Here is a 22,836-nt window from a genome sequence, read left to right as displayed (position 1 = left end):
AGCGATAGCCGTAGCTATCGCGAGGATTTGCAACGCCGCCATGGGTGCGAAGACGCGCTTTCATGTTTCGATATTTCCGGGTTGCTGTACTAGAACGCCAGACCTGACCACAACCCAACCCAGCCCAAAAAGGAGACACCCATGCGCGTGCGCGACAAGGTCATCATCGTCACCGGCGCCGGCAGCGGCATTGGCGAGGGCATTGCCCGGCGCCTGGCCGCCGAAGGCGCGCGCGTGCTGGCCAACGACATCGACGAGGCGGCGGGCGGGCGCGTCGCCGAGGCGATCCGCGACGGCGGCGGGCAGGCGGATTTTCAGCGCGCCGACGTCACCCGCAGCGCCGACGTGGCCGCGCTCGTCGCGCGCGCGGTGCAGTTGCATGGCCGGCTGGACGTGGTAGTCAACAACGCCGGCTGGACGCACCGCAACCGCCCGATGCTGGAGGTGAGCGAGGAGGAGTTCGACCGCGTCTACGCGGTCAACGTCAAGAGCATCTACCTGTCGGCGGTGCACGCGGTGCCGGTGATGCGCGCAGGCGGTGGCGGCAGCTTCATCAACATCGCGTCGACCGCCGGCATCCGTCCGCGCCCGGGGCTGACCTGGTACAACGGCAGCAAGGGCGCGGTCATCACGACGAGCAAGTCGATGGCGGCCGAGCTGGGGCCGGACAACATCCGCGTCAACTGCATCAACCCGGTCTTCAACCCCGACACCGGCCTGGCCGCCGAGTTTGCCGGTGGCCCGGTGGACGAAGCGCGCCGCGCCAAGTTCCTGGCCACCATCCCGCTGGGACGCTTCTCCACCGCGCTGGACGTGGCCAATGCCGCGCTGTACCTGGCCAGCGACGAGGCCGCCTTCATCAGCGGCACCTGCATCGAGGTCGACGGCGCGCGCTGCGTGTGATTGCGCTGCCACGCCCCAATATCAATACTCAATACGACTTGGGCAGCCCCAGCACCTTCTCGGCGATGAAGCACAGGATGAGCTGCGGGCTCACCGGCGCCAGGCGCGGAATCCACGACTCGCGCATGTAGCGCTCGACGTGGTACTCCTTGGCGTAGCCCATGCCGCCGTGCGTGAAGATGGCGCGCTCGCAGGCGCGATAGCCGGCCTCGGCGCCCAGAAACTTGGCGGCGTTGGCCTCGGCCGCGCAGCTCCTGCCCTGGTCGTACAGCCAGGCGGCCTTCTGCACCATCAGGTGCGCGGCCTCCAGATCCATCCAGGCCTCGGCCAGAGGGTGCTGTATGCCCTGGTTCTTGCCAATCGGCCGGCCAAACACTTCGCGCTCGGCCGCGTAACCGGCCGCACGCGCCAGTGCCGCGCGCCCCAGGCCCACGGCCTCGGCGGCGATCAGGATGCGCTCGGGGTTCATGCCGTGCAGGATGTACGAGAAGCCCTTGCCCTCCTCGCCCACGCGGTCCTCCACGGGAATGCGCAGGCCGTCGATAAAGAGCTGGTTGGTGTCCACGCACTTGCGGCCCAGCTTGGCGATCTCGCGCACCTCCACCTTGCTGCGGTCCAGGTCGGTATAGAACAGCGTCAGGCCCTCGGTGCCCTTGCATTCCTCCACCGGCCGGGTGCGCGCCAGCAGCAAGATCTTGTTGGCCACCTGCGCGGTGGAGATGAAGACCTTCTGCCCGCTGACGACGTAGTGATCACCCTGGCGCACCGCGCGCGTCTGCAGCTTCAGCGTGTTCAGGCCGGCGTTGGGCTCGGTCACGCCAAAGCAGGCCTTGTCGCGGCCCTCGATCAGCGGCGGCAGCCAGCGCTTTTTCTGCTCGTCGGTGCCAAACACCACGACCGGGTGCAGGCCGAAGATGTTCATGTGCACAGCCGACGCGCCCGACAGGCCCGCGCCCGTGGCCGAGATGGTGTGCATCATCAGCGCGGCCTCGCTTATCCCCAAGCCCGCGCCGCCGTATTCCTCGGGCATGGCAATGCCCAGCCAGCCCGATTCGGCCAGCGCCTGGTGAAAGTCGTGCGGAAAGCCGCCCTCGTTGTCCTTCTTGAGCCAGTAGTCGGCATCGAAGGGTGCGCAGACGCGCTCGATCGCGTCCTTGATCTGCTGCTGCTCGGGGGTCAGGTCGAAATTCATGGCTGTGTACTCGCTTCGGGGCGGATCACCTTGTCGGGCGACTCGCCATAGGGAGGGCTGTAGACCACCAGCAGCTTGACGGGCTGCTCGCTGGTGACGGTGAAAACATGCATTTTGTCGGCCGGGAAGAAGCACATGTCGCCCGGCACCATGTCGAAGGCCTCGCCCTCGACCTCGGCGCGGGCCGTGCCCTCCAGCAGGTAGCAGGCCTGCTCTATTCCCGGGTGGGCGTGTGGCAGTGCGCCGCCGCCCTTGTGCAGCGTGCCCAGCAGCACCTCCATCTGCCTGGCACCCACGGTCTCGGGGCCGATCAGGCGCTGGTTGAAGGTGTGATGGTGGTTGGCAGGCTGGTAGCTGGGTACGTCGGCGCTGCGCACCAGGTAGCGGGATGGGGTCGTTGGCATCTTGTGGGTCTCCTTGATGTGATCGTTGCAGGCAGCGCGGGGTGTCAATCGTGGGCGGATCGGCAGGCGCCACAGGCCAGCAGCGCGTCGATGTCCGCCTCACCGTAGCCGGCCTGGGCCAGCACGGCGCGCGTGTCCTGGCCCAGGCGCGGCGCTGCGCACAGCTGCGCCGGCGGCACGGTGTGCGACCAGTGGGTAGGCGTGGCCAGCGTGTGGATGAACCCCTCGGTCGGGTGCTCGCACTCGCGCACAAAGCCGCTGGCGCGCAGCTGCGGGTCGTGCAGCAGGTCTTCGGGGCCGTTCATCGGCATGTTGGGCACGTCGGCCGCATCCAGCAGCACACGCCACTGGGCGGTGGTGCGCGTGCGCATCAGGCGCGCCACCTCGGCATAAACGGCATCGATGTGCTCGGCGCGCGCGCCATGGGTGGCAAAGCGCGGGTCGCGCCCCAGGCCGTCGGCCTCACCGATGGCCTCGAAGAAGCTGCGCCAGTGCTTGTCGTTGTAGATCAGCACGCACAGCATGCCATCCTGCGTGGCGTAGGGGCGCCGGTGCGGCGTGAGCAGCCGCGTGTAGCCGGCGTCGCCCAGCGGCGGCTCGAAGGTCAGGCCGGCCATGTGGTCGCCCAGCACGAATTGCGCCATGGCCTCGAACATCGGCACCACGATTGCCTGACCCTGGCCAGTGCGCTCGCGTGCAAACAGCGCCGCCGTGACGGCGTAGACCGCGTGCAGGCCGGTCACGCGGTCGGCCAGCGTCACCGGCGCATAGCCGGGCTCGGCCGCGCCGTAGCGCTGGGTCAGCCACGGAATGCCCGTGGCGCCCTGGATCAGGTCGTCGTAGGCCGGCCGCGCGGCGTCCGGTCCGCGCTGGTCGAAGCCGCAGCAGCTCACATGGATGATGGCCGGGTTGCGCTGGCGCACCGCCTCGTAGTCCAGCCCCAGGCGCGCCAGCGCCTGCGGGCGCACGTTGCTGATCAGCACGTCGCTGGTCTCGGCCAGCCGCAGCGCCGCCTCCAGCCCCTGCGGGTTCTTCAGGTCGAGCACCACGCTCTTCTTGCCCGCGTTGGCGTTCAAAAAGATGGGGCCCATGCCCGGGTGGCGCATCGGGCCGATGTGACGCATGTTGTCGCCCGCGGGCGTCTCGACCTTGATGACCTCGGCGCCCAGCTGCGCCAGGATTTGCGTGGCGAAAGGCCCGAGGACGACCGAGGTCAGATCCAGTACGCGCACCCCAGCCAGCGGGCCGGCGCCGCCCGTGTCTTGGCTGCTGTCGTTCGCCATGGCGCCAGCCCTCATTGCGGCTCGATGCCGGCGGCCTTGATCAACGCCGTCCAGTGCGCCAGCTGCTGCGCGACATAGTCGGCAAACTCCTGCGGCGACCTGGACGGCCAGACCTGGAAGCCCAGCTGGTCGAGCCGGGCCTGCACCTCGGGGTCGGCCAGGGCAATTTGCAGACCGTCATTGATCCGTTTCACGATCTCCGGAGGCAGGCCGGCAGGGCCAAACACGCCATTCCACGAGGTCAGGTCAAAGCCCTTGACCGTGCCGGCAATGGGGGCGACGCCTGGAAAGTCTTTCAGCGGCTGCGCCGTGGTCACGCCGATGGGGCGCACCTTGCCCGTCTTGATCATGCCCATGCCGGAGCCCAGATCGACCACGTACATCTGCACCTGGCCGCCGATCAGGTCGGTCATCGATTGCGGGCTGGACTTGTAGGGAATGCCCAGGACGTCGATGCCGGCAATGCGCTTGATGGTCTCGCTGGCCACCTGCGACGTGCTGTTGGGCGTGGCGTAGGACAGCTTGCCAGGGTGCGCCTTGGCGTAGTCGATCAGCTCCTGGACGTTGTGCACCGGCAGGTCGTTGTTGACGGCCAGCACGAAGGGCAGCTCGCCGGTGCGCGCAATCGGCGTGAAATCCTTGATCGGGTCGTACTTGAGCGCCTTGAACAGGCTGGGGTTGGCCGAATGCGAGGTGTTGGTGGTCATGAACAGCGTGTAGCCGTCGGGCTTGGCCTTGACGACGAACTGCGCCGCAATCTGCGCACTCGCGCCCGGGCGGTTGTCGACCAGCACGGGCTGGCCAACCTCTTCCGAGAGCTTTTGCATCACCACGCGGGCCACGGCGTCGGTGCCGCTGCCGGCGGCAAACGGCACGACCACGGTGATTGGCGCATTGGGGTAGGCGCTGCCTTGCGCTGCCGCCAGCCCCGCAAGGCCAAGTCCGCCGACCAGCAGGCCAATATTAAAAAGGCGTTTGTTCATCGTCTGTCTCCTGTATGTATATCTGTCCTCGCCGCGAGCGCCCGTCGGGCTGGCTCAGGCGAGAATGGTGCGTTCTTTGACGATTCGTGTCCAATCCTTGTTTCGACTCCCATGATTCAATATGCGAATCACAAAACCAAGCAGGACATCGTCATGAAGCTGCACCAGCTGCGCTATTTCTCCGTGCTGGCCGAGGAGCTGCACTTCGGCCGCGCGGCGCAGCGCCTGGCGATCACGCAGCCGCCGCTGAGCGGCGCGATCAAGGCGCTGGAGGACGAACTGGGCACGCCGCTGTTCACGCGCGACAGCAAGCATGTGGCACTGACGCCGGCAGGCGTGGCGCTGCGCGCCGAGGCGCGCCAGGTGCTCGATCGCATCGACCGCGCGGCCGCTGCGGTGCGCGCGGTGGCCGACGGCCTGCACGGGCGGCTGGAGATCGGCACCACCGGCACGATGATTTACCGCGAACTCCCGGCCATCGTGCGGCGCTTCCAGGCCGCGACACCCGGTGTCGAGGTGCTGCTGCGCGAGCTGTCCAGCGCGCAGCAGGTCGACGAACTGCTGCACGGCCAGCTGGACGCCGGTTTCATCAACGCCGCCACGGTACCGCCGCAGCTGGCCAGCATGGCGCTGGCGCCCGATCACTTCGTCTGCTGCCTGCCCGCCTGCCATGCGCTGGCCGCCAGCCGCGCGCTGCGGCTGGAGCAGCTGGCGGAGGAGCCCTTCGTGATGTTTGCGCGCGAGGTGGCGCCGGCCAACCACGACAACGTGCTGGCCGTCTTCAGCCAGGCCGGCATCCACCCGCGGCTGGTGCACGCCGCCCGCCAGTGGCTGACGGTGATTGCCATGGTGGCGCACGGCCTGGGCATCGCGCTGGTGCCGACGTCGCTGGCGCGCACGGGCATGCATGGCGTGGCCTTTGTGCCGCTGGCGCGCAGACCGGCCCAGTCCAGCGCGCTGCTGGCCTGGCGCCCGCCGGTGGCCAGCGCCGCGCTCGAAGGTTTTCTGCAGGCCGCGCGGGCGCAGTTGCAAGCCCCTGACGGCAATGTCCCTAACTGATGCCGGCTCCAGATACGGCCCGGTGGTCTGGGGCACAATGAATTTCATGGGTGAACGCACGATCAACATCTCCGAGCCCGCGCGCGCGGGCGTCATGCAGCCGCCGCAGCACAAGGGATCGCTGGCCGAACCGACCGGCCTGGTCAGCGATCTGCGCGGGCGGCCGCTGCGCGACTTGCGCATCAGCGTGACCGACCGCTGCAACTTCCGCTGCACCTATTGCATGCCCAAAGAGGTGTTCGGCAAGGACTACCAGTACCTGCCGCATGGCGACCTGCTCAGCTTCGAGGAAATCACCCGCCTGGCGCGCTTGTTCATGGCGCACGGCGTGCACAAGATTCGCCTGACCGGCGGCGAGCCGCTGCTGCGCAAGGATCTGCACCTGTTGATCGAGCAGTTGGCGGCGCTGCGCACCATCGAGGGCAAGGCGCCCGACCTGACGCTGACCACCAATGGCTCGCTGCTGGCGCGCAAGGCGCGCCAGCTCAAGGACGCCGGCCTGTCGCGCGTCACCGTCAGCCTGGACAGCCTGGACGACGCGACGTTCCGCGCGATGAACGACGTCGATTTTCCGGTTGCCAAGGTGCTCGACGGCATTGCGACGGCGCAGGCCGTGGGGCTGGAGCACATCAAGGTCAACATGGTCGTCAAGCGCGGCACCAACGACCACGACATCCTGGCAATGGCGCGGCATTTTCGCGGCAGCGGCGTGACGCTGCGCTTCATCGAATTCATGGACGTGGGCGCGACCAACGGCTGGCGCATGGACGCCGTCGTGCCGTCGGACGAGGTCATTGCCCGCCTGCGCGCCGAGCTTGCGCTGGTGCCGCTGGAGCCCACCGCGATTGGCGAGACCGCGCAACGCTGGGGCTATGCCGGCGCCGACGGCCGCCACGACCCGCAACTGGGCGAGGTGGGCGTGATCAGCAGCGTCACGCGCGCGTTCTGCGCCGACTGCAACCGCGCGCGCCTGTCCACCGAAGGACGCATGTACCTGTGCCTGTTTGCCACCCAGGGCTGGGATCTGCGCCGGCTGCTGCGCTCGGGCGCGGGCGACCTGGAGATCGCCACCGCGATCGCCGACATCTGGCGAGGGCGCAACGACCGCTACTCCGAATTGCGCGCGCAAATGCCGCCCGACACCGGCAGCGGCGGGCGGCGCATCGAGATGAGCTACATCGGCGGCTGAAAGGCCGAGCGCAACGTGGGCGCCTGCGGCATTTCGCGCGACGACATCACCGGCCTGGTGCTGGCCGGCGGCCAGGGCTCGCGCATGGGCGGCGTGGACAAGGGGCTGCAACTGCTGGATGGCCAGCCGCTGGCGCGCCTGGCGCTGCAGCGCCTGCAGCCGCAGGTGGGTGCGCTGCTGCTCAGCGCCAACCGCCACCAGGATGTTTATGCACACTGGGGCGTGCCCGTGCTGCCTGACGCGCAGGCCGGCTACCCCGGCCCGCTGGCCGGCATGGCCGCGGGCCTGGCCACCTGCACCACCGGCTGGCTGCTGTGCGTGCCCTGCGACGCACCGTTCTTCCCAGCCGACCTGGCGCGCCGCCTGGCCGATGCGGCCTGGCGCGGGCAGGCCGACATTGCGCTGGCAAGCGCGCCAGAAGCGGGCGCGGACGGCCAGCCGCGCCTGCGCGCCCAGCCGGTGTTCTGCCTGCTCAACAAGACACTGCTGTCCGCGCTGAATACCTATCTGCACCAGGGCGGCCGCAAGGTCGGCCAGTGGCTGGCGCAGCAGCGCGCGGCCACCGAGGCCTTCGACCGGCCAGGCGACGACCCGCAGGCCTTTGCCAACATCAACACCCTGCAGGCGCTGGAGCGGCTGCAACGCACCGCACCACTGGCGCACCACCCCATCCCGTCCGGAGATTGAGCCATGCCCTACGCTGACACCCATCTTGCACACGCCCCCACGCGCGCCGCTGTTGAGCAGTTTCGCGGCAGCGCGGTGCTGGAGTTCGGCACCGCCTGGTGCGGCCACTGCCAGGGCGCGCAACCGCTGATTCGCGCTGCACTGCAAGAGCGCGCCGACGTGCAGCACCTGAAGGTGGAAGACGGCCCGGGGCGCCCGCTGGGGCGCAGCTACCGCGTCAAGCTGTGGCCCACGCTGATCTTTCTGCGCGACGGCCAGGAAGTGGCACGCGTGGTGCGCCCGCAAACGGCGGGCGAGATCGACGAGGCGCTGGCGCAGCTCACGCGCTGAGCGCCTGATCCACGCCCTGGTTGGCCAGCGCGTCGGCGCGCTCATTGCCCGGGTGGCCGGCGTGGCCCTTGACCCAATGCCAGCGGATCTGGTGGCCCACGCCGTGCGCCAGCGCATCCAGGCGCTGCCACAGCTCGATGTTCTTGACCGGCTGGCCGCTGGCGGTGCGCCAGTTTTTCTTCTTCCAGCCGTGGATCCAGCTGGTGATGCCCTGGCGCACATACTGGCTGTCCAGGTACAGGTCGACGCTGCACGGGCGCTTGAGCGCCTCCAGTGCCTGGATCACCGCCATCAGCTCCATGCGGTTGTTGGTCGTGCTGCGCTCGCCGCCGCACAGCTGTTTCTCCAGCGTGCCCGCGCGCAGCAGCACGCCCCAGCCGCCGGGGCCTGGGTTGCCCTTGCAGGCGCCGTCGGTGTAAATCTCTACCACATCCACTGTCGTTCACTCCCTTGGGATTTCCGTTTTCTTAGAGCGTATTTACGATCTCTTCATAGCGCCCGTTGTCTCGCAAAGGTGGTGGCTGCAAGGCGCAAAGCGCAGCCGGGCTGGTGGCCCGGCGAGTATTTACAACGCAGCAGACGCCATCTTTGCGGGACAACCCTCCGGGCAAGGCAGCAAAAGGCCGCACTCCGCGTTGCGCACCTTGCCCAGGCCGCCAGCATGGCCTGCGGCGCGCGCCTCGATTGCAGCCTTTTGCTGCCTTGCGGGCACCATGAGGAGATCGTAAACACGCTCTGAGGTCAATTGCCGCGCCGCGCCACCGGCACCGACGCCTGGGCCTTTTGCCGCTGGGCGCGCCATGCCGGCTGCAGCAAATGCATGCCCAGCACGCGCTTGACTGCCACCACCACATAGGCCGCACCCAGCACCGGCCACCAGCGCGGCCCCGTGTCGTCCATCCAGGCCCAGTGCTGCAGCCACGGCGCGCTGCGCACCGCCGGACGAAAGCAGCCAAAGCTGACGCTCTCGACCTCGAAGTCCAGCAGCTGCAGCCAGTCGCGCACACGCCCGGGCGTGATCAGCTGCAGCGCGTCGGGCAAAAACGGCTGGACGCCCGCGCCCAGACGCTGGTACAGCTGGCCGCGGCGCTGGCGCAGCCCCCACAGGCTCCAGGGGTTGAAGCCGCTGATCACCACCCGCCCCTGCGGCACCAGCACGCGCGCGGCCTCGCGCAACGCAGCGTGCGGCGCGCCGCTGGTCTCCAGCGTGTGCGGCATCAGCACCAGATCCAGGCTTGCCTCGCCAAAGGGCAGCGCCTGCGCGTCCAGCAGCAAGGCCGTGCCCTGCTGCAGCGGCGCGGCGGCGTTTTGCGCCAGCCAGCGGTGCGGCATACGGTTGGCGCGCAGCCCCTGCAACGCAGGCAGGCCCAGCTGCAGCGCGTGGTAGCCAAACAGGTCGGCTACCAGCTCGTCGAAGCGCTCCTGCTCCCAGGCAAGCAGATAACTGCCCGGGGGGCTGGTCAACCAATCATGCAAACCTATAATTTCGTCGCTCATGACATTGCTGCCGTTGCCCGCCTTTACCGACAACTACATCTGGATGCTGCACGACGGGCGCCACGCGCTGGTCGTCGATCCGGGGGACGCTGCCCCCGTTCTGCAGGCGCTCGGCAGCCTGGCGCTGAAGCTGCAGGCGATTGTAGTCACGCACCACCACCGCGATCACACGGGCGGCGTCGCCGCGCTGCGCCAGGCCACAGGCGCCGTGGTCCATGGCCCGGCGCGCGAAGACATTCCCGAGCCCTGCCAGCGCGTCAGTGGCGGTGACCGCGTCCAGGCGCTGGGCCTGACGTTCGAAGTCATCGACGTTCCCGGCCACACGGCCGGCCACGTGGCGTATTTCTGCGCCGATGCCGACGACGGGCCGCTGCTGTTCTGTGGCGACACGCTGTTCTCCGGCGGCTGCGGGCGGTTGTTCGAGGGCACGCCGGCGCAGATGCAGGAGTCGCTGGACGCACTGGCCGCGCTGCCGGGCAATACACGCGTTTGCTGCGCCCATGAGTACACGCTGTCCAACCTGGCATTTGCCCAGGCCGTCGAGCCGGGCAACCAGGCGCTTGCGCAATACCTTGACCAGTGCCGGCAGTTGCGCAGCGCGGGCCAGCCCACCCTGCCCTCGCGCATCGCCACCGAGCACTCTGTCAACCCTTTTCTGCGCACCCGCATCCCCGCCGTGGCCCAGGCCGCGCGCGGCTTCGATGCAGGCTGCGACTCCAACGACCCCATCGCCGTGCTTGCCGCACTGCGCCAATGGAAGAACCAGTTCTGATGCGCCGTCTCCTGAACCTTCTGTGCCTGGCAAGCCTGGTGTGGCTGGCCGGCTGCGCCAGCACCAACCCCGGCTCCTCTTCCGCAAGTTCCAGCGACACAGCTACCAGCGGCGACGCCACCGCCCACTACCCCGAGGGGCCGCTGCGCCCCATCACCTCGGGACTGGCGCGCGGCCACGCGATCACCGGCATCGACGCGCCCCAGGACCTGTGGGAGCGCATCCGCGCCGGCTTTTCCATGCCAGACCTCGAAAGCGACCTGGTGGTCGAGCGCGAGCAGTGGTACGCCAGCCGCCCCGACTACATGCAGCGCATGACCGAGCGCTCCAGTAAGTACCTGTTCTACATCGTCGAGGAGCTGGAGCTGCGCGGCATGCCCAGCGAGCTGGCGCTGCTGCCCTACATCGAGAGCGCGTTCAACCCCCAGGCAGTCTCCAGCGCCAAGGCCGCCGGCATGTGGCAGTTCATGCCCGCCACCGGCAACTATTTCGACCTCAAGCAGAACGCGTTTCGCGACGACCGGCGCGACGTGCTCGCCTCCACCCGCGCGGCGCTGGACTATCTGCAAAAGCTCTACGGCATGTTTGGCGACTGGCACCTGGCGCTGGCCGCCTACAACTGGGGCGAAGGCAGCGTGCAGCGCGCCATGGCGCGCAACCAGAAGCAGGGCCTGGGCACGCGCTACACCGAACTGAGCATGCCGGCCGAGACGCGCATGTACGTGCCCAAGCTGCAGGCCATCAAGAACATCATCGCGCGGCCCGAGCAGTTCCAGGCCGTGCTGCCCAGCATCGGCAACCACCCGTATTTCCAGACCGTGGACATCACGCGCGACATCGACGTCGCCCTGGTAGCGCGGCTGGCAGACGTCGAGGAGGCGGACTTTCGCGCGCTCAACCCGTCGCTGCACAAGCCGGTGATCCTGGCGGCCGGCATGCCGCAAATCCTGCTGCCCTGGGACAACGCCCAGGTGTTTCGCCGCAACCTGCAGGCCTACGACGAGGGCCAGTACGCCAGCTGGACCGTCTGGGCCGTGCCCACGACGATGACCGTGGCCGCCGCTGCCCAGCACGCCGGCATGAGCGTGGCCGACCTGCGCGCGGTCAACGCCATTCCGCCGGGAATGATGATCAAGGCCGGCTCGGCGCTGATGGTGGCGCGCGCGCAGACCATGCGCAAGGACGTCTCCAGCCACCTGGCCGACAACGGCCAGATCGCCTTCACCCCCGAGGTCGCCACGCGCCGTACCACGGTGCGCGCGCGCAAGGGCGAGAACACCACCACGCTGGCAAAGCGCTACCGCGTGACGCCGGCCCAGGTGGCCCAGTGGAACGGCGTGCGCGCGGGCAGCGCCTTCAAGACCGGCCAGCAGCTGGTCGTCTACCTGCCGCTGCGCGCCGCGGCCAGCGTGGCCAAGGGCACGCCGTTCAAGACGGCAGTGGCCAGCACTGCGGCGCGCCGCCCGGCGGCCACGGCCAAGGCGCCGCAGCGCAAGCGCGCGGCCGCCGCGTCGACCACCGTCGCCTCCAAGCAAAAGCGCTGACACAAACTTTCCTGGTGCAGCGCGGGCCGGCCGCGCTGCTGGCGCCTGCGCGGCTTCCAGCGTTCACGGGCGACGGTGGTGCCGTGTCGCACCCTGGCTGCCCCGTCGGCCCGCATGGCCTCGGCGCCGCTTTTGCATCTCCGCCGCCAACCGTCGCACAATGGACGGGTATTGATGTTGTGGAAGCGCACCATGAAACGCCACGATGATTCATCCGACTGGATGTGGTCGAACGCCCTGACGGCATTCGACCAGATGGAGCGCCTGCACCGCGAGCTGTTCCAGCCGCGCTGCACGCAGGCGCTGTGCTGGGAGCCGCCGGCCGACATCCTGGAGACCACGCACGAGCTGCTGATCTACGTTGCCCTGCCCGGCGTCGACGCGCGCGACGTGCGCGCCGTCATCGACCAGGGAGCGCTGGTGGTCAGCGGCCACCGCGTGCTGCCGCAGGCGCTGCGCACCGCCGTCATCCACCGCCTGGAGCTGCCGCAAGGGCGCTTCGAGCGCCGCATCCCGCTGCCGGCCGGCCGCTATTCGGCGGCAGACGTGACCAGCGACCGCGGCTGCCTGGTGATCCGCCTGGAGAAGACGCCATGAGCGACGCCGACAACAAGACCCCCGGCGACGGCGGCGTCATCCTGGTCGATGCCAGCGGCCACGCCTTCCCGCGCGACGCCGCGGCCCCGGCCGGAGCACCCGACAAGCCCGCGCTGGCACCCGACGTGCTACCCATCGTGCCAATGCGCGACACGGTGCTGTTTCCCGGCACGGTGTTCCCGATCGCCATCGGCCGCGAAGCCTCGGCCCTGGCGGCGCAGCAGGCACTGCGCGAGGAGCGCCCCATCGGCATCCTGATGCAGCGCGACGCCGCCGACGAGGAGGCAACCCCGGACAAGCTGCACGCCCTGGGCACCATGGCCAACGTCCTGCGCTACGTCAATCTGCCCGACGGCAGCCACCACCTGGTGATCCAGGGCTTGCAGCGTTTTCGCGTACTGGAGTTCGTGCAGCAAAGCCCGTTTCTCGCCGCACGCGTCGAATCCATCGCCGAGCCCACCGAGGAAGGCCCCGAGCTGGCCGCGCGCCTGCTGCACCTGCAACAGCAGGCCATGGAGGCGCTGCAGCTGCTGCCGCAGACGCCGCAGCCCCTGGTCGCAGCCGTGCAGGCCGCCACCACCGCCGGCGCGCTGGCCGACCTGATCGCCGCGTACTCTGATTTCGAGCCCGCGCAGAAGCAGGAGGTGATTGAGACCATCGACGTGCTGGAGCGCGCCGACAAGGTGTCTGCGCTGCTGGCCCAGCGCATCGAGGTGATGCGCCTGTCGCAGGAGATCGGCCAGCGCACCAAGGCGTCGCTGGACGAGCACCAGCGCCGCGCCATCCTGCGCGAGCAGATGACGTCGATCCAGAAGGCGCTGGGCGAGGACGACGGCAAGTCCGAGGAAGTGGCAGAGCTGCGCAAGAAGATCGAAGCGGCGCAGATGCCGGCTGAAGTGCGGGAAACAGCCGAAAAAGAGCTGGGCCGCTACCAGCGCATGCCCGACGGCGCGATGGAAGCGGGCATGTTGCGCACCTGGCTGGACTGGATGATCGACCTGCCCTGGGCCGAGCCCGAACCGCGCGACATCGACATCGCCGCGGCGCGCCGGGTGCTGGACGAGGATCACTTCGGCCTGGACAAGATCAAGCAGCGCATCGTCGAGTTCCTGGCGGTGCGCAAGCTGGCGCCGCACGGCAAGGCGCCCATCCTGTGCTTCGTCGGGCCGCCGGGCGTGGGCAAGACCTCGCTTGGGCAGTCGATCGCGCGCGCCATGGGCCGGCCATTCGCCCACGTCAGCCTGGGCGGCGTGCACGACGAGGCCGAGATCCGCGGCCACCGGCGCACCTACGTCGGCGCGTTGCCGGGCAACATCATCCAGGCGATTCGCAAGGCCGGCGCGCGCGACTGCGTGATGATGCTCGACGAGGTCGACAAAATGGGCCGCGGCATCCAGGGCGACCCATCGGCCGCAATGCTGGAGGTGCTGGATCCGGCGCAGAACAATATTTTTCGCGACAACTACCTGGGCGTGCCGTTCGACCTGAGCCGCATGGTGTTCATCACCACGGCCAACACGCTGGAGACCGTCCCCGGCCCGCTGCGCGACCGCATGGAGATCGTGCAGCTGTCGAGCTACACCGAGAACGAGAAGTTCGAGATCGCGCAGCGCTACCTGGTGCGCCGCGAGCTGGAGGCCAACGGCATCAGCGCCAAGCAGGCCACACTGGCAGACGACGTCATCCGCGCCATCATCCGCGACTACACGCGCGAGGCCGGCGTGCGCAACCTGCAGCGCGAAATCGGCCGCGTGCTGCGCCACGCTGCGGTGCAGATCGCCGACGGCTCGGCAACGCAACTGGCGATTGGCGCCCAGGATCTGGCCAAGATCCTCGGCCCCAAGCGCTTCGAGAGCGAAGTCGCAATGCGCACCAGCACGCCCGGCGTCGCCACCGGCATGGCCTGGACACCGGTGGGCGGCGACATCCTGTTCATCGAAGCCACCAGCTACCCCGGCAAGGGCGGGCTGATCCTGACCGGCCAGCTGGGCGACGTGATGAAGGAAAGCGCGCAGGCCGCGTTCTCGGTCGTCAAACACCGCGCGGCCGAGCTCGGCATCGACGACAAGCATCTCGCCAAAATCGACATCCACGTCCACGTGCCCGAAGGCGCCACGCCCAAGGACGGCCCCAGCGCCGGCGTGGCCATGTTCACCGCGCTGGTCTCGCTGCTCACCAACCGCACGGTGCGCAGCGACACCGCGATGACCGGCGAGATCAGCCTGCGCGGCCTGGTGCTGCCGATCGGCGGCGTGAAGGAAAAGGTGATCGCCGCTGACGCCGCCGGCATCACCCGCGTCATGCTGCCGGCGCGCAACCGGCGCGACTTCGAGGAAATCCCCGAAGAGGTGCGCCAGCGTCTGGAGTTCATCTGGCTGGAGCGGGTGGACGAGGCGATCGCGGCGGCGCTGGAGCCGGCACGGAGCACGCTCAAAGCGTCATGAGACCCGATTCATGGCGCGCATATTTCTGCGCCGCCTTGCGCGCCAGCGCATTGGTATAGGTCTTGCCCAGCGCAACCCGGTCCAGCGCCCGCATACCCGGCAGCGTCGACAGCATCCGCAGCATGGCCTGCGGCCCGTCGGGCGGCATCTGGCCGTCGAAGGTGAGCGCCGTGACCGCGCGCTGGAAAGCGTTCAGGTAGACGCCGCGGTCGCCCAGCAGGTCGGTCGCGGGCACGGTGCGCACCACGTCGCTGGGCCCCGCGGACTGCAGCCAGCGCATGGCGCGCACCATGGCCTGCACCGCCGACTGCAGCGCCGCGCGCGTCTGGCGGCCGTCGCGCTGCTCCAGCCAGGCGCGCGGCGCATGCAGGCACATGCCGGGAACGGTCATGCCGGCGATCTCCGGCAGCGCCACGTCGGGCAGAGAGCGCGCATCGACCAGCACGCGCACCTGCTGCATCTGTTCGAGCTGCGCCACCACCGGATCGGCCAGGCACAGCGCGTCGACGCGGTAGGCCTTCACCGCCCGCAGTGCCTCGGCGCCCTCGCCGATGGAGACAAAGCGCACCCGCCGCAAGTCCACGCCCTGCGCGCGCAGCCACAGGCTGGCCAGGTAATGCGAAGCATCACCCGCGGACGCCACCCCGACGCGCAACCCCTCGAAGTCACGGGCACTCAGCAGCTTCCAGCGCGCGGGCAGCACCGCCAGCGCCAGCTGCGGCGTGCGCGACAGCAGCGCAATGCAGCGGTGCTCGCGCCCCTGCGACTGCAGACGCACCACGTCGCCAAAGGCGCTGCAGCACAGGTCGGCGTCGCCCTGGTGCACCGCCTGCAGCGCCTGGGCATTGCCTGGGTATTCCAGTACCTGGACGCGGGCGCCCTCGTGCGCGAAAAAATCCAGCTCGCGCGCAATCACCAGCGGAAGCTGGGCCACGGAGGACAGCCCCGCCGCCGCAATGCGCAGCACCGCCCTGTCGTCCGCCTGGCCATGCGCAGGCAGCAGCGCCGGCACCATCAGCGCGCCGGCGCACGCGCCCGCCAACACCCCCAGATGGCGGCGGCTGAGCGACAACGAGGACAGGGAGGAGGACACCATCGGAACAAAATGCTGCAATGCAGCAATCATGCCCGACCGCCCCCGGCGCAGCCAGTGGGGGCAACCCTCTGCGCAAAACTACGTATCGCGACCCCTCATTCCATTTTTATGTCAATCGAGTACGCGAAGGTGAAGCGCAGACGGTGCTGTAGCACGACAAGCGAAGCCGACAAAGTAATCGGTTGATATAGAAATGGAATCAATGGGCAAACAGGATGGCGATGTTCACCAGCAGGCCTACGCCCCAGACCATGCTGCGCAGGCGCGGTATGTCGGCCAGGTACAGCGCGATGAACAGCAGGCGCAGCGCGATGAAGGCCAGCGCCAGCATGTCCAGCAGCGGCTGGCCTGCGCCGCGCTGGTGGGCAATGATGACTGCGCCGATGAAGAAGGGCAGCGCCTCGAAGCTGTTGGCCTGCGCCGCGTTGGCGCGGGCGCGCCAGCCGCCCAGGCGGGCATACCAGGCGCGCGGGTCGTGGTTGTCCGCGCCGCGAAAACTCCCCGCCTTGGCCACCACGGCGCACAGCAGCGGCAGCAGCGCCGCCACCAGCACGCACCAGTAGGCCAGCGTCAGCACAGCCGAAGGGGTTGTCGTCGTCATGCTCGTCTCCTTGTATTGCAGCGCAGGGTGCGACCGAGCTCAGCGCCGGTCGGCCAGCGCGTGGGCGATCGTGCCCAGATCCACATATTCCAGCTCGCTGCCCACGGGAACGCCGCGTGCCAGGCGCGTGACCTGCACGCCACGGCGCTTGAGCGCCTCGGCCAGCGCGTGGGCCGTGGCCTCTCCCTCGGCGGTGAAGCTGGTGGCCAGGATGACCTCCTGCACCACGCCGTCGCCCGCGCGTTCAAGCAACTGCTGCACGCCGATGTCGCGCGGGCCCACGCCGTCCAGCGGCGACAGCCGTCCCATCAGCACGAAGTACAGGCCGCTGAACGCACCGGTGCGCTCCATCGCGGCCTGGTCGGCCGGGGTCTCGACGACGCACAGCCGGCTGACGTCACGGCGCTCGTCCAGGCAGGTGGCGCACACCGCACTCTCGGTGAACGTATGGCAGCGCTGGCAGTGCTGCACCTGCTGCGCGGCCATGGCCAGCGCCTGCGACAGCTCGCGCGCGCCCGCTCGGTCGTGCTGCAGCAGGTGGAACGCGATGCGCTGGGCCGACTTGACACCCACGCCGGGAAGGCGGCGCAGCGCCTGTACCAGCGCGTCCAGCGACCCAATGTCGGACATGGTGGGCGTGGCCCGTCGCCGCCGTCAGAACGGGAACTTCATGCCGCCGGGCAGGCCTGGCATGCCGGCGGTGAGCTTGCCCATTTTTTCCTGCGACAAGTCCTCGGCCTTGCGCACCGCGGCGTTGAACGCAGCGGCCACCAGGTCTTCGAGCATATCCTTGTCGTCGGCCAGCAGGCTGGGGTCGATGGTCACGCGCTTGACGTCGTGCTTGCAGGTCATCACGACCTTGACCAGGCCGGCGCCAGACTCGCCCTCGACCTCGATGTTGGCCAGTTCTTCCTGCGCCTTCTTGAGGTTGTCCTGCATGGCCTGGGCCTGCTTCATCAGGCCGGCAAGCTGTCCCTTGTTGAACATTCGTGTTTCCTTTGCTGTCAAAAATGAAATCGGATGGGTCGTCGTTCCATCAAACGGGCTTGATGCTACCCGTGACGATGCGCGCGTCGAAATCACGCACCAGTTGCTGGACATAGGGGTCGCTGCGCACGATCTCCTCGGCCTGGCGCTGGCGCTCGGTGGCGGCCTGGGCGTTGCGCAGCGCCGGGCTGTCGCTCACGCGCCCCACTTCCACCGTGATCTGCCGCGCAAGACCGGCAGCCTGCAGCGCCGCGCGCAGGCGCTCGCGCGTGGTGGGCTGGTTCAGCGATGTCTGCTGCACGCGCAGCTGCCAGTGGTCGCCATCGCGCGCCACCAACTGCGATTGCAGCGCCAGCTCGCGCACCAACGCGGCAATCGCCTGCGCATCGACCAACTGCTGCACCGCCGCCTGCCAGACGTCGCCCTCGGCGCTGGCAACCAACGGCGCGCCCGCACGGGCTGCAGCCGGGTCGGGTGCGGTGCGGGCGCTGGGCTCGCTGGCCTGGCGCACGGGCAACGATGGGGGAGCAGGTTCGGCAACTACTACCGCGGGTTCAGGTTCGAGTTCGGTTTCTGGCGAACACTCCAGGGTCTCTGGCGTGCGCATCGCCAGGCGCACCACCGAGGGGGGGGACGTCTCTGCCGCCATGGCCGCGGGTGCGTCCTGCGGCATTGCCCGTGGTTTTTCGACTGGCGGCGCGGACTCGGCAGTTGGTGCCGAGGTGGTGTCGACTGGCTCGCTGTACGCTGGGGGCGCGGGCTCTGGCAGAGCAGGCGCATCCTCATTCACAGCGACGGCCTGTTCCTGCACGGCCTTGAAAGAGGCGTTTTCTGCGGACTCGGCAAGCGGGGGCGCTTCATCGGGCGTGTTGGCGGATGCGGGCTCTACCAATGGGGTAGATGGCACCGGCGGCACACCCTGCGTTGGCGCATCGACCGCCCGGGCCGGCGCTGACCGCGCCGGCTGCTCAGCCGCCTTCAGCGTTTTTTTTTCAGCCGCCGGCGCCTGGCCCGCGGACTTGAAGGCCAGCAGGCGCAGCAGCACCATGGTCAGCGCCGCGTATTCGTCGGGCGCCAGGCCCAGGTCGGCGCGCCCATGCAGGCAGATGCTGTACAGCAGTTGCGTCTCGTCGGCGGGCAGCAGCTGCGCCAGGCGCGTCGTCTCCAGCGCTTCCGGGTCGTCCGCCTGCGCGCCGGCGTCGCCCTGCACCACCTGCTGGACCGCCATGCGCTGCAGCACGCCGGACATCTCCTCCAGCGTCGATGCGGCCGACAGGCCGTGCTCGCGCAGCGTGTCCACGGTCTGCACCACGATGCGGCCGTCGCCGCGCGCCAGCGCGTCGATCAGCGTGAACACATGGCTGCGGTCGACTGCGCCCAGCATCTGGCGCACCGCAGCCTCCTGCAGCTGGCCGCTGCCAAATGCGATTGCCTGGTCGGTCAGGCTGAGCGCGTCGCGCATCGAGCCGCGCGCCGCGCGCGAGAGCAGGCGCAGCGCCTGCGGCTCGGCCGTCACGCCCTCCTGCTCCAGCACGCGCGCAAGGTGCTCGCCCACGGTCTCGGGCGCCATCGGGCGCAGGTTGAACTGCAGGCAGCGTGAGAGCACGGTGACTGGCACCTTCTGCGGATCGGTCGTGGCAAGCACGAACTTCAGGTATTCGGGGGGCTCTTCCAGCGTCTTGAGCATGGCGTTGAACGCCGTGTTCGTCAGCATGTGCACCTCGTCGATCATGAAGACCTTGAAGCGCCCCTGCACCGGCTTGTAGACCGCCTGCTCCAGCAGGCCCTGCACCTCGTCGACGCCGCGGTTGGACGCCGCGTCCAGCTCGGTATAGTCAGGAAAGCGCCCGCTGTCGATGTCCTGACAGGCCGGGCACACGCCGCAGGGCGTGGCGGTGATGCCGCCCTGGCCGTCGGCGCCGGTGCAGTTGAGCGACTTGGCCAGGATGCGCGAGACCGTGGTCTTGCCCACGCCGCGGGTGCCGGTAAACATGTAGGCGTGGTGCAGGCGCTGCTGGGTCAGAGCATTGGTGAGCGCCTGCACCACATGCTCCTGGCCGACCATTTCACCAAAGGTCCGGGGGCGGTATTTGCGGGCAAGCACGAGGTAAGACATGAGCGTGATTCTATGTGTGCTTCGGGCGGGAGCCCGGCTTTCTCGGCATACAATCGCCGTTGACGGGCCTCCCCGCATGGGGAAGCGGCCAACCGGGTCAGGTGGGGAACCAAGCAGCCCTCGCCGTGAAACCAGTGCCGGGGGTAAGGCTCGTCACCTCGCATTCAAAATCTCTTGTTTCATCAACAACATACGAGATTTCAAGGGGTTGAAAACTTCGGCTGTATCACTTGACTGTGTCACCTTCGCACAACAGACGCCCCCCTATTTCCCCTCAACCAGCACCGCTAGCTGCGCTAGCACCAGAGGGAAAGCCGGGCGGCCAGCGGGGGGACGGTATGGCAAAGGTAGAAGGGCTGAACCTTCGGGGGTCACGGTTTTACGTCCGCATCCTCATTCCCACAGACCTACAGGCCACCTATGATGGCAAGGCCCGGGTGAACCTCGCGCTGGGCACGGGAGACCGTAGGGAGGCCATCCTGAGGGCGACGACGCTACGTGCGCAGTGGCTGACTGATTTCGAGGAAACCCGGCGCAGTCTCAACGCTCAGGCCGTGGAATCCATCCCCCCAGAGCTGGCCGCAGTGCTGGCCGAGCGCGTGGGCGCCGCCGTGCTAGCAGGGGATGAAGCCCTACGGGCAGACCTTCCCACGTTGGCCGCTGTGGTCAGGGAGACGCAGGCCCGCATACAGGCACACACCCGGGCAACCTCCCGCCTAACCATCCCCGGGGCGCCTGCCACCCCCGTCGGCATTGCACCGCTAGCCCCGGACGGCAACCCGGACAGAGACCCCCTCGCGGGCACCACTGAGGAGGAACGCCGGTGGCTTGCGGGGCTGAACGCCCACATGGACGGCACCGCCGCCATCGCCCTGGCGGGAGGCAATCTCGCTGTCGTCCTGCCGCTGGCGCAGGCTGAAGCCCGCAAGCTGGGGCTGACCTTCGACGCCAGAACCCCCGGGGCACGCGAAGCCCTCGCCGCGTGTCTGAAGGCGTACCGCACGGCCCGCCGGGGGGCAACCCAGCGAGACGCCGGGGAGGTGGTAGAGACCCCCGCCGTCAGGTCTCCCAGCACCGCCGGATGCCCCAGCACCACCGCTAGCTGCGCTGGCACCGGCACCGTGCGGACTATCCGGGCGGTCTTTGATCGCTGGCGACAGTCAGGCGCCGCCCCCCGCTCGGGAGACTCTGTGGCCGCTTATGGGCGGGCGGTAGCACAGTTTGAGGGCCAACACCCCGCCCTCCCCCTGGATGCCTTCACGGGTGACCTGGGGGATAGCTATAGGGCTTGGCTGCTAGCGAACTGTCGCACCCCAAAGACTGCGCGGGATCGCCTGACGGCGCTGAAGTCGCTGCTGAAGTACGCCGCCGAGCGCCTGGAATGGATGCCCCGGCAACCATGGCGAGGACTAGACATTAAGGCCCCTACCACAGACAAGCGCCGCCCGTGGACAGTCGAAGAACTGAAGGCCCTGTTTCACACCCCGCTATTCCAAGCGGGCGCCCTCCCTGAGTCCCCGAATGGAGGCCGGGAGGCGGCCTATTGGCTCCCCCTGCTGGGCATCTACACGGGGGCACGCCTGGGGGAACTGTGTCAATTGCGGTTGACGGATGTGCAGGAAGTGGAGGGCATCCCCGTATTGGTGCTGACCGACGAAGGGGAAGGCCAGCGCATCAAGAGCGAGGCAGGGCGGCGCAGTGTCCCCATTCACTCGGAGCTTCAGCGCCTGGGGTTCTTGGACTTCGTGGCAGCAACCCGTGTCGGGGCTAGCGGGGGCGCCCCTGATGGCCCCCTATGGCCTTCCCTGAAGGTGCGCGAGGGCAAGCCTAGCGATTACTTCGGGCGGTGGTTCAGGGAGTTCCGAAGGGCGCAGGGGCTGACAGACACCCGCCCTGACTTCCACTGCTTCAGGCATACCGTGCGCCCCTTGATGCGCCGGGCGGGTATCTCTGAGGAGACGCAAGACAAGGTTACGGGGCACAGGGCAAGGGGGAGCATCGGAACTGTGGTCTACGGGCATTGGACGCTGCGGGAGGTGCAGGCGGCTGTGGAGGCCATCCAATACCCCGAGCTTGGGGCGCTGCCCGTGGTGCTAGCGCAGCTAGCGGTGGGGCTCCACACAGATACGGGGGCGCATAACAACTTAGCACTTCATAACTCACAGTTATAAAGACGAAAAAAAGGGGGGCACACCTGGTTCATTGGGTGTGCCCCCTGTGGGGTTACGGGTTACCGCTGCATGCGCTTGCGGTACTTCTCCTCGTTCATGGTGCCCTCGGAGGCTTGCGCATACCACGGGGCGGGCAAAGGTGGTGAGGCGGGGGGCACCGAAGTCGGTGCTAGGGGCCCTAGCGGTGCTGATGGGTGGGCGGGGGCTCATTGCGCACCCCCTTCCTCGGTGGCACTGCGGACAAGGTGCAACGCCCCCAGTGCTAGACCTTCTGCTGCCTCCCCCGAGGTCACCCCGAGACCAGCAGCCGCTTGCGTAAATGCCTGGTGTTCACCCAGCAGCGCCTCTAGGGCTGCCGTAGGGGTGGGGTGTTTGAATGCGATGGCATACGCATCAACGTACCTGCGGACTGCAGGGTGAAGGGATGGGTAAACGGTGTCGGGGGCGGTGTGGGACATAGGGTTTCCCGATGGGTTACGGGGGGTTGAGACCACGGGGGCGGGGGCTAGCGTCGGATGGGGAACGAGGGGCGCCTACGGCTTGGCAGCACCAGCAGCAGCGCCGCCATAACTTGCCGTCAGGATCGCCCGTAACTGGGCCTCATGTGCGACGCCCCCGTTCACCAGGGCATGCGCCGTTTCCAGGCACTGGCTGTAGACCAACAGGTCAGGCGAGCTGAGAACATCTCGCACACGTTTCCCGAAGGTTTCCCGCCAGTAGCCCGGGGGGTGTCCCGTGACAACCTCGCAGACGATGGTTTTAAGGTGTATCTCCCGCTCCATCGCAACGGCACGGGGGTTACGCCCTTGCAGCTTTCCCGCCTTGGCCTGCTCAGCTGCACGCCGGATGAGTGTGTGAACCGCCCCGGGTTTTGAGGAGGCTCCAACACTTGAGAAGATGGAGCTATGACCAAGTCAAACAAGTTCTCACCCGAGGTCCGCGAGCGCGCCGTGCGCATGGTGCAGGAGCATCGAGCCGACT

The 22,836-nt window shown here is 68.3% G+C and carries 21 protein-coding genes and 1 other RNA gene; 11 read left to right on the top strand and 11 right to left on the bottom strand.

Annotation, left to right across the window (positions count from 1 at the left end; all coding sequences use genetic code 11):
* The first annotated feature begins 141 nt into the window (after positions 1-141).
* Positions 142-903, top strand: a complete 762-nt coding sequence (locus ABD767_RS15600) for a glucose 1-dehydrogenase (RefSeq protein ID WP_103046403.1) — start codon at positions 142-144, stop codon at positions 901-903.
* A gap of 28 nt (positions 904-931) precedes the next feature.
* On the opposite strand, the gene ABD767_RS15595 is transcribed toward ABD767_RS15600, so the two are convergent.
* Genes ABD767_RS15595 through ABD767_RS15580 form a run of 4 tightly spaced genes read right to left on the bottom strand, consistent with a single transcriptional unit; the run spans position 932 to position 4,765 of the window.
* Positions 932-2,095 (bottom strand): acyl-CoA dehydrogenase family protein, encoded by a 1,164-nt coding sequence (locus tag ABD767_RS15595; RefSeq protein ID WP_103046402.1) that lies wholly within the window; start codon positions 2,093-2,095, stop codon positions 932-934.
* The gene (locus ABD767_RS15590; RefSeq protein ID WP_103046406.1) at positions 2,092-2,499 is read right to left on the bottom strand and encodes a cupin domain-containing protein; all 408 of its coding nucleotides are present in this window, start codon (positions 2,497-2,499) and stop codon (positions 2,092-2,094) included. The genes ABD767_RS15595 and ABD767_RS15590 overlap by 4 nt, the downstream gene beginning before the upstream one ends.
* A gap of 44 nt (positions 2,500-2,543) precedes the next feature.
* Positions 2,544-3,782: a CoA transferase gene (locus ABD767_RS15585; protein ID WP_103046401.1), complete on the bottom strand. Its 1,239-nt coding sequence runs from the start codon at positions 3,780-3,782 to the stop codon at positions 2,544-2,546.
* 11 nt (positions 3,783-3,793) lie between these two features.
* Entirely contained in the window at positions 3,794-4,765 is a 972-nt protein-coding gene (locus ABD767_RS15580; RefSeq protein WP_103046400.1) for a tripartite tricarboxylate transporter substrate-binding protein, read from the bottom strand.
* Positions 4,766-4,918: 153 nt separating this feature from the next.
* On the opposite strand from ABD767_RS15580, the gene ABD767_RS15575 reads away from it, so the two are divergent.
* From ABD767_RS15575 to ABD767_RS15560, 4 genes are read left to right on the top strand one after another with little or no spacing between them, the layout of a single operon-like run.
* The gene (locus ABD767_RS15575) at positions 4,919-5,824 is read left to right on the top strand and encodes a LysR substrate-binding domain-containing protein (protein ID WP_103046405.1); all 906 of its coding nucleotides are present in this window, start codon (positions 4,919-4,921) and stop codon (positions 5,822-5,824) included.
* A gap of 46 nt (positions 5,825-5,870) precedes the next feature.
* Positions 5,871-7,013 (top strand): GTP 3',8-cyclase MoaA, encoded by a 1,143-nt coding sequence (moaA, locus tag ABD767_RS15570; RefSeq protein ID WP_103046399.1) that lies wholly within the window; start codon positions 5,871-5,873, stop codon positions 7,011-7,013.
* 15 nt (positions 7,014-7,028) lie between these two features.
* A complete protein-coding gene (mobA, locus tag ABD767_RS15565) occupies positions 7,029-7,700 on the top strand; it encodes a molybdenum cofactor guanylyltransferase MobA (RefSeq protein WP_344869917.1) in 672 nt (223 codons plus the stop codon).
* A gap of 3 nt (positions 7,701-7,703) precedes the next feature.
* Complete coding sequence (locus ABD767_RS15560) at positions 7,704-8,030, top strand: thioredoxin domain-containing protein (RefSeq protein WP_103046398.1); 327 nt, start codon at positions 7,704-7,706, stop codon at positions 8,028-8,030.
* Here ABD767_RS15560 and rnhA read toward each other — a convergent pair.
* Positions 8,020-8,466, bottom strand: a complete 447-nt coding sequence (gene rnhA / locus ABD767_RS15555; protein ID WP_103046397.1) for a ribonuclease HI — start codon at positions 8,464-8,466, stop codon at positions 8,020-8,022. The genes ABD767_RS15560 and rnhA overlap by 11 nt on opposite strands.
* A 305-nt stretch (positions 8,467-8,771) precedes the next feature.
* Complete coding sequence (locus ABD767_RS15550) at positions 8,772-9,527, bottom strand: methyltransferase domain-containing protein (protein ID WP_103046465.1); 756 nt, start codon at positions 9,525-9,527, stop codon at positions 8,772-8,774.
* On the opposite strand from ABD767_RS15550, the gene gloB reads away from it, so the two are divergent.
* From gloB to lon, 4 genes are all read left to right on the top strand, one after another.
* Complete coding sequence (gene gloB / locus ABD767_RS15545) at positions 9,526-10,299, top strand: hydroxyacylglutathione hydrolase (RefSeq protein WP_103046466.1); 774 nt, start codon at positions 9,526-9,528, stop codon at positions 10,297-10,299. The two genes, ABD767_RS15550 and gloB, sit on opposite strands and share 2 nt — an antisense overlap.
* Positions 10,299-11,843: a transglycosylase SLT domain-containing protein gene (locus tag ABD767_RS15540; protein WP_103046467.1), complete on the top strand. Its 1,545-nt coding sequence runs from the start codon at positions 10,299-10,301 to the stop codon at positions 11,841-11,843. The genes gloB and ABD767_RS15540 overlap by 1 nt, the downstream gene beginning before the upstream one ends.
* A gap of 192 nt (positions 11,844-12,035) precedes the next feature.
* Positions 12,036-12,440 (top strand): Hsp20 family protein, encoded by a 405-nt coding sequence (locus ABD767_RS15535; RefSeq protein WP_103046470.1) that lies wholly within the window; start codon positions 12,036-12,038, stop codon positions 12,438-12,440.
* Positions 12,437-14,884, top strand: coding sequence for an endopeptidase La (gene lon, locus ABD767_RS15530; protein WP_103046468.1), 2,448 nt, complete (start codon positions 12,437-12,439; stop codon positions 14,882-14,884). Before ABD767_RS15535 ends, lon begins: the two co-directional genes overlap by 4 nt.
* Here lon and ABD767_RS15525 read toward each other — a convergent pair.
* The 5 genes from ABD767_RS15525 to dnaX form a co-directional block, all read right to left on the bottom strand.
* The gene (locus ABD767_RS15525; protein WP_344869916.1) at positions 14,871-15,980 is read right to left on the bottom strand and encodes an ABC transporter substrate-binding protein; all 1,110 of its coding nucleotides are present in this window, start codon (positions 15,978-15,980) and stop codon (positions 14,871-14,873) included. The two genes, lon and ABD767_RS15525, sit on opposite strands and share 14 nt — an antisense overlap.
* A 199-nt stretch (positions 15,981-16,179) precedes the next feature.
* The gene (locus ABD767_RS15520) at positions 16,180-16,581 is read right to left on the bottom strand and encodes an MAPEG family protein (protein ID WP_103044138.1); all 402 of its coding nucleotides are present in this window, start codon (positions 16,579-16,581) and stop codon (positions 16,180-16,182) included.
* Between the two features lie 39 nt (positions 16,582-16,620).
* Positions 16,621-17,211 carry a recombination mediator RecR gene (recR, locus tag ABD767_RS15515; RefSeq protein ID WP_103044137.1) on the bottom strand — a complete coding sequence of 197 codons (591 nt, stop codon included), beginning with the start codon at positions 17,209-17,211 and terminating at the stop codon, positions 16,621-16,623.
* A 24-nt stretch (positions 17,212-17,235) separates the two neighbouring features.
* The gene (locus ABD767_RS15510; protein WP_103044136.1) at positions 17,236-17,568 is read right to left on the bottom strand and encodes a YbaB/EbfC family nucleoid-associated protein; all 333 of its coding nucleotides are present in this window, start codon (positions 17,566-17,568) and stop codon (positions 17,236-17,238) included.
* Positions 17,569-17,617: 49 nt separating this feature from the next.
* Positions 17,618-19,684, bottom strand: a complete 2,067-nt coding sequence (dnaX, locus tag ABD767_RS15505) for a DNA polymerase III subunit gamma/tau (protein WP_103044135.1) — start codon at positions 19,682-19,684, stop codon at positions 17,618-17,620.
* 61 nt (positions 19,685-19,745) lie between these two features.
* Between dnaX and ffs the strand changes: the two genes are divergently transcribed.
* Positions 19,746-19,842: signal recognition particle sRNA small type (gene ffs / locus ABD767_RS15500), an RNA gene on the top strand.
* A 180-nt stretch (positions 19,843-20,022) separates the two neighbouring features.
* Positions 20,023-21,855 (top strand): DUF6538 domain-containing protein, encoded by a 1,833-nt coding sequence (locus tag ABD767_RS15495; RefSeq protein WP_344869915.1) that lies wholly within the window; start codon positions 20,023-20,025, stop codon positions 21,853-21,855.
* Positions 21,856-22,836 lie beyond the last annotated feature (981 nt).

Origin of the sequence: Comamonas faecalis, from assembly GCF_039538025.1 — a bacterium.
GTDB classification, from domain to species: Bacteria; Pseudomonadota; Gammaproteobacteria; order Burkholderiales; family Burkholderiaceae_C; genus Comamonas_C; species Comamonas_C faecalis.
This window is presented reverse-complemented; position numbering and strand designations above follow the sequence as displayed.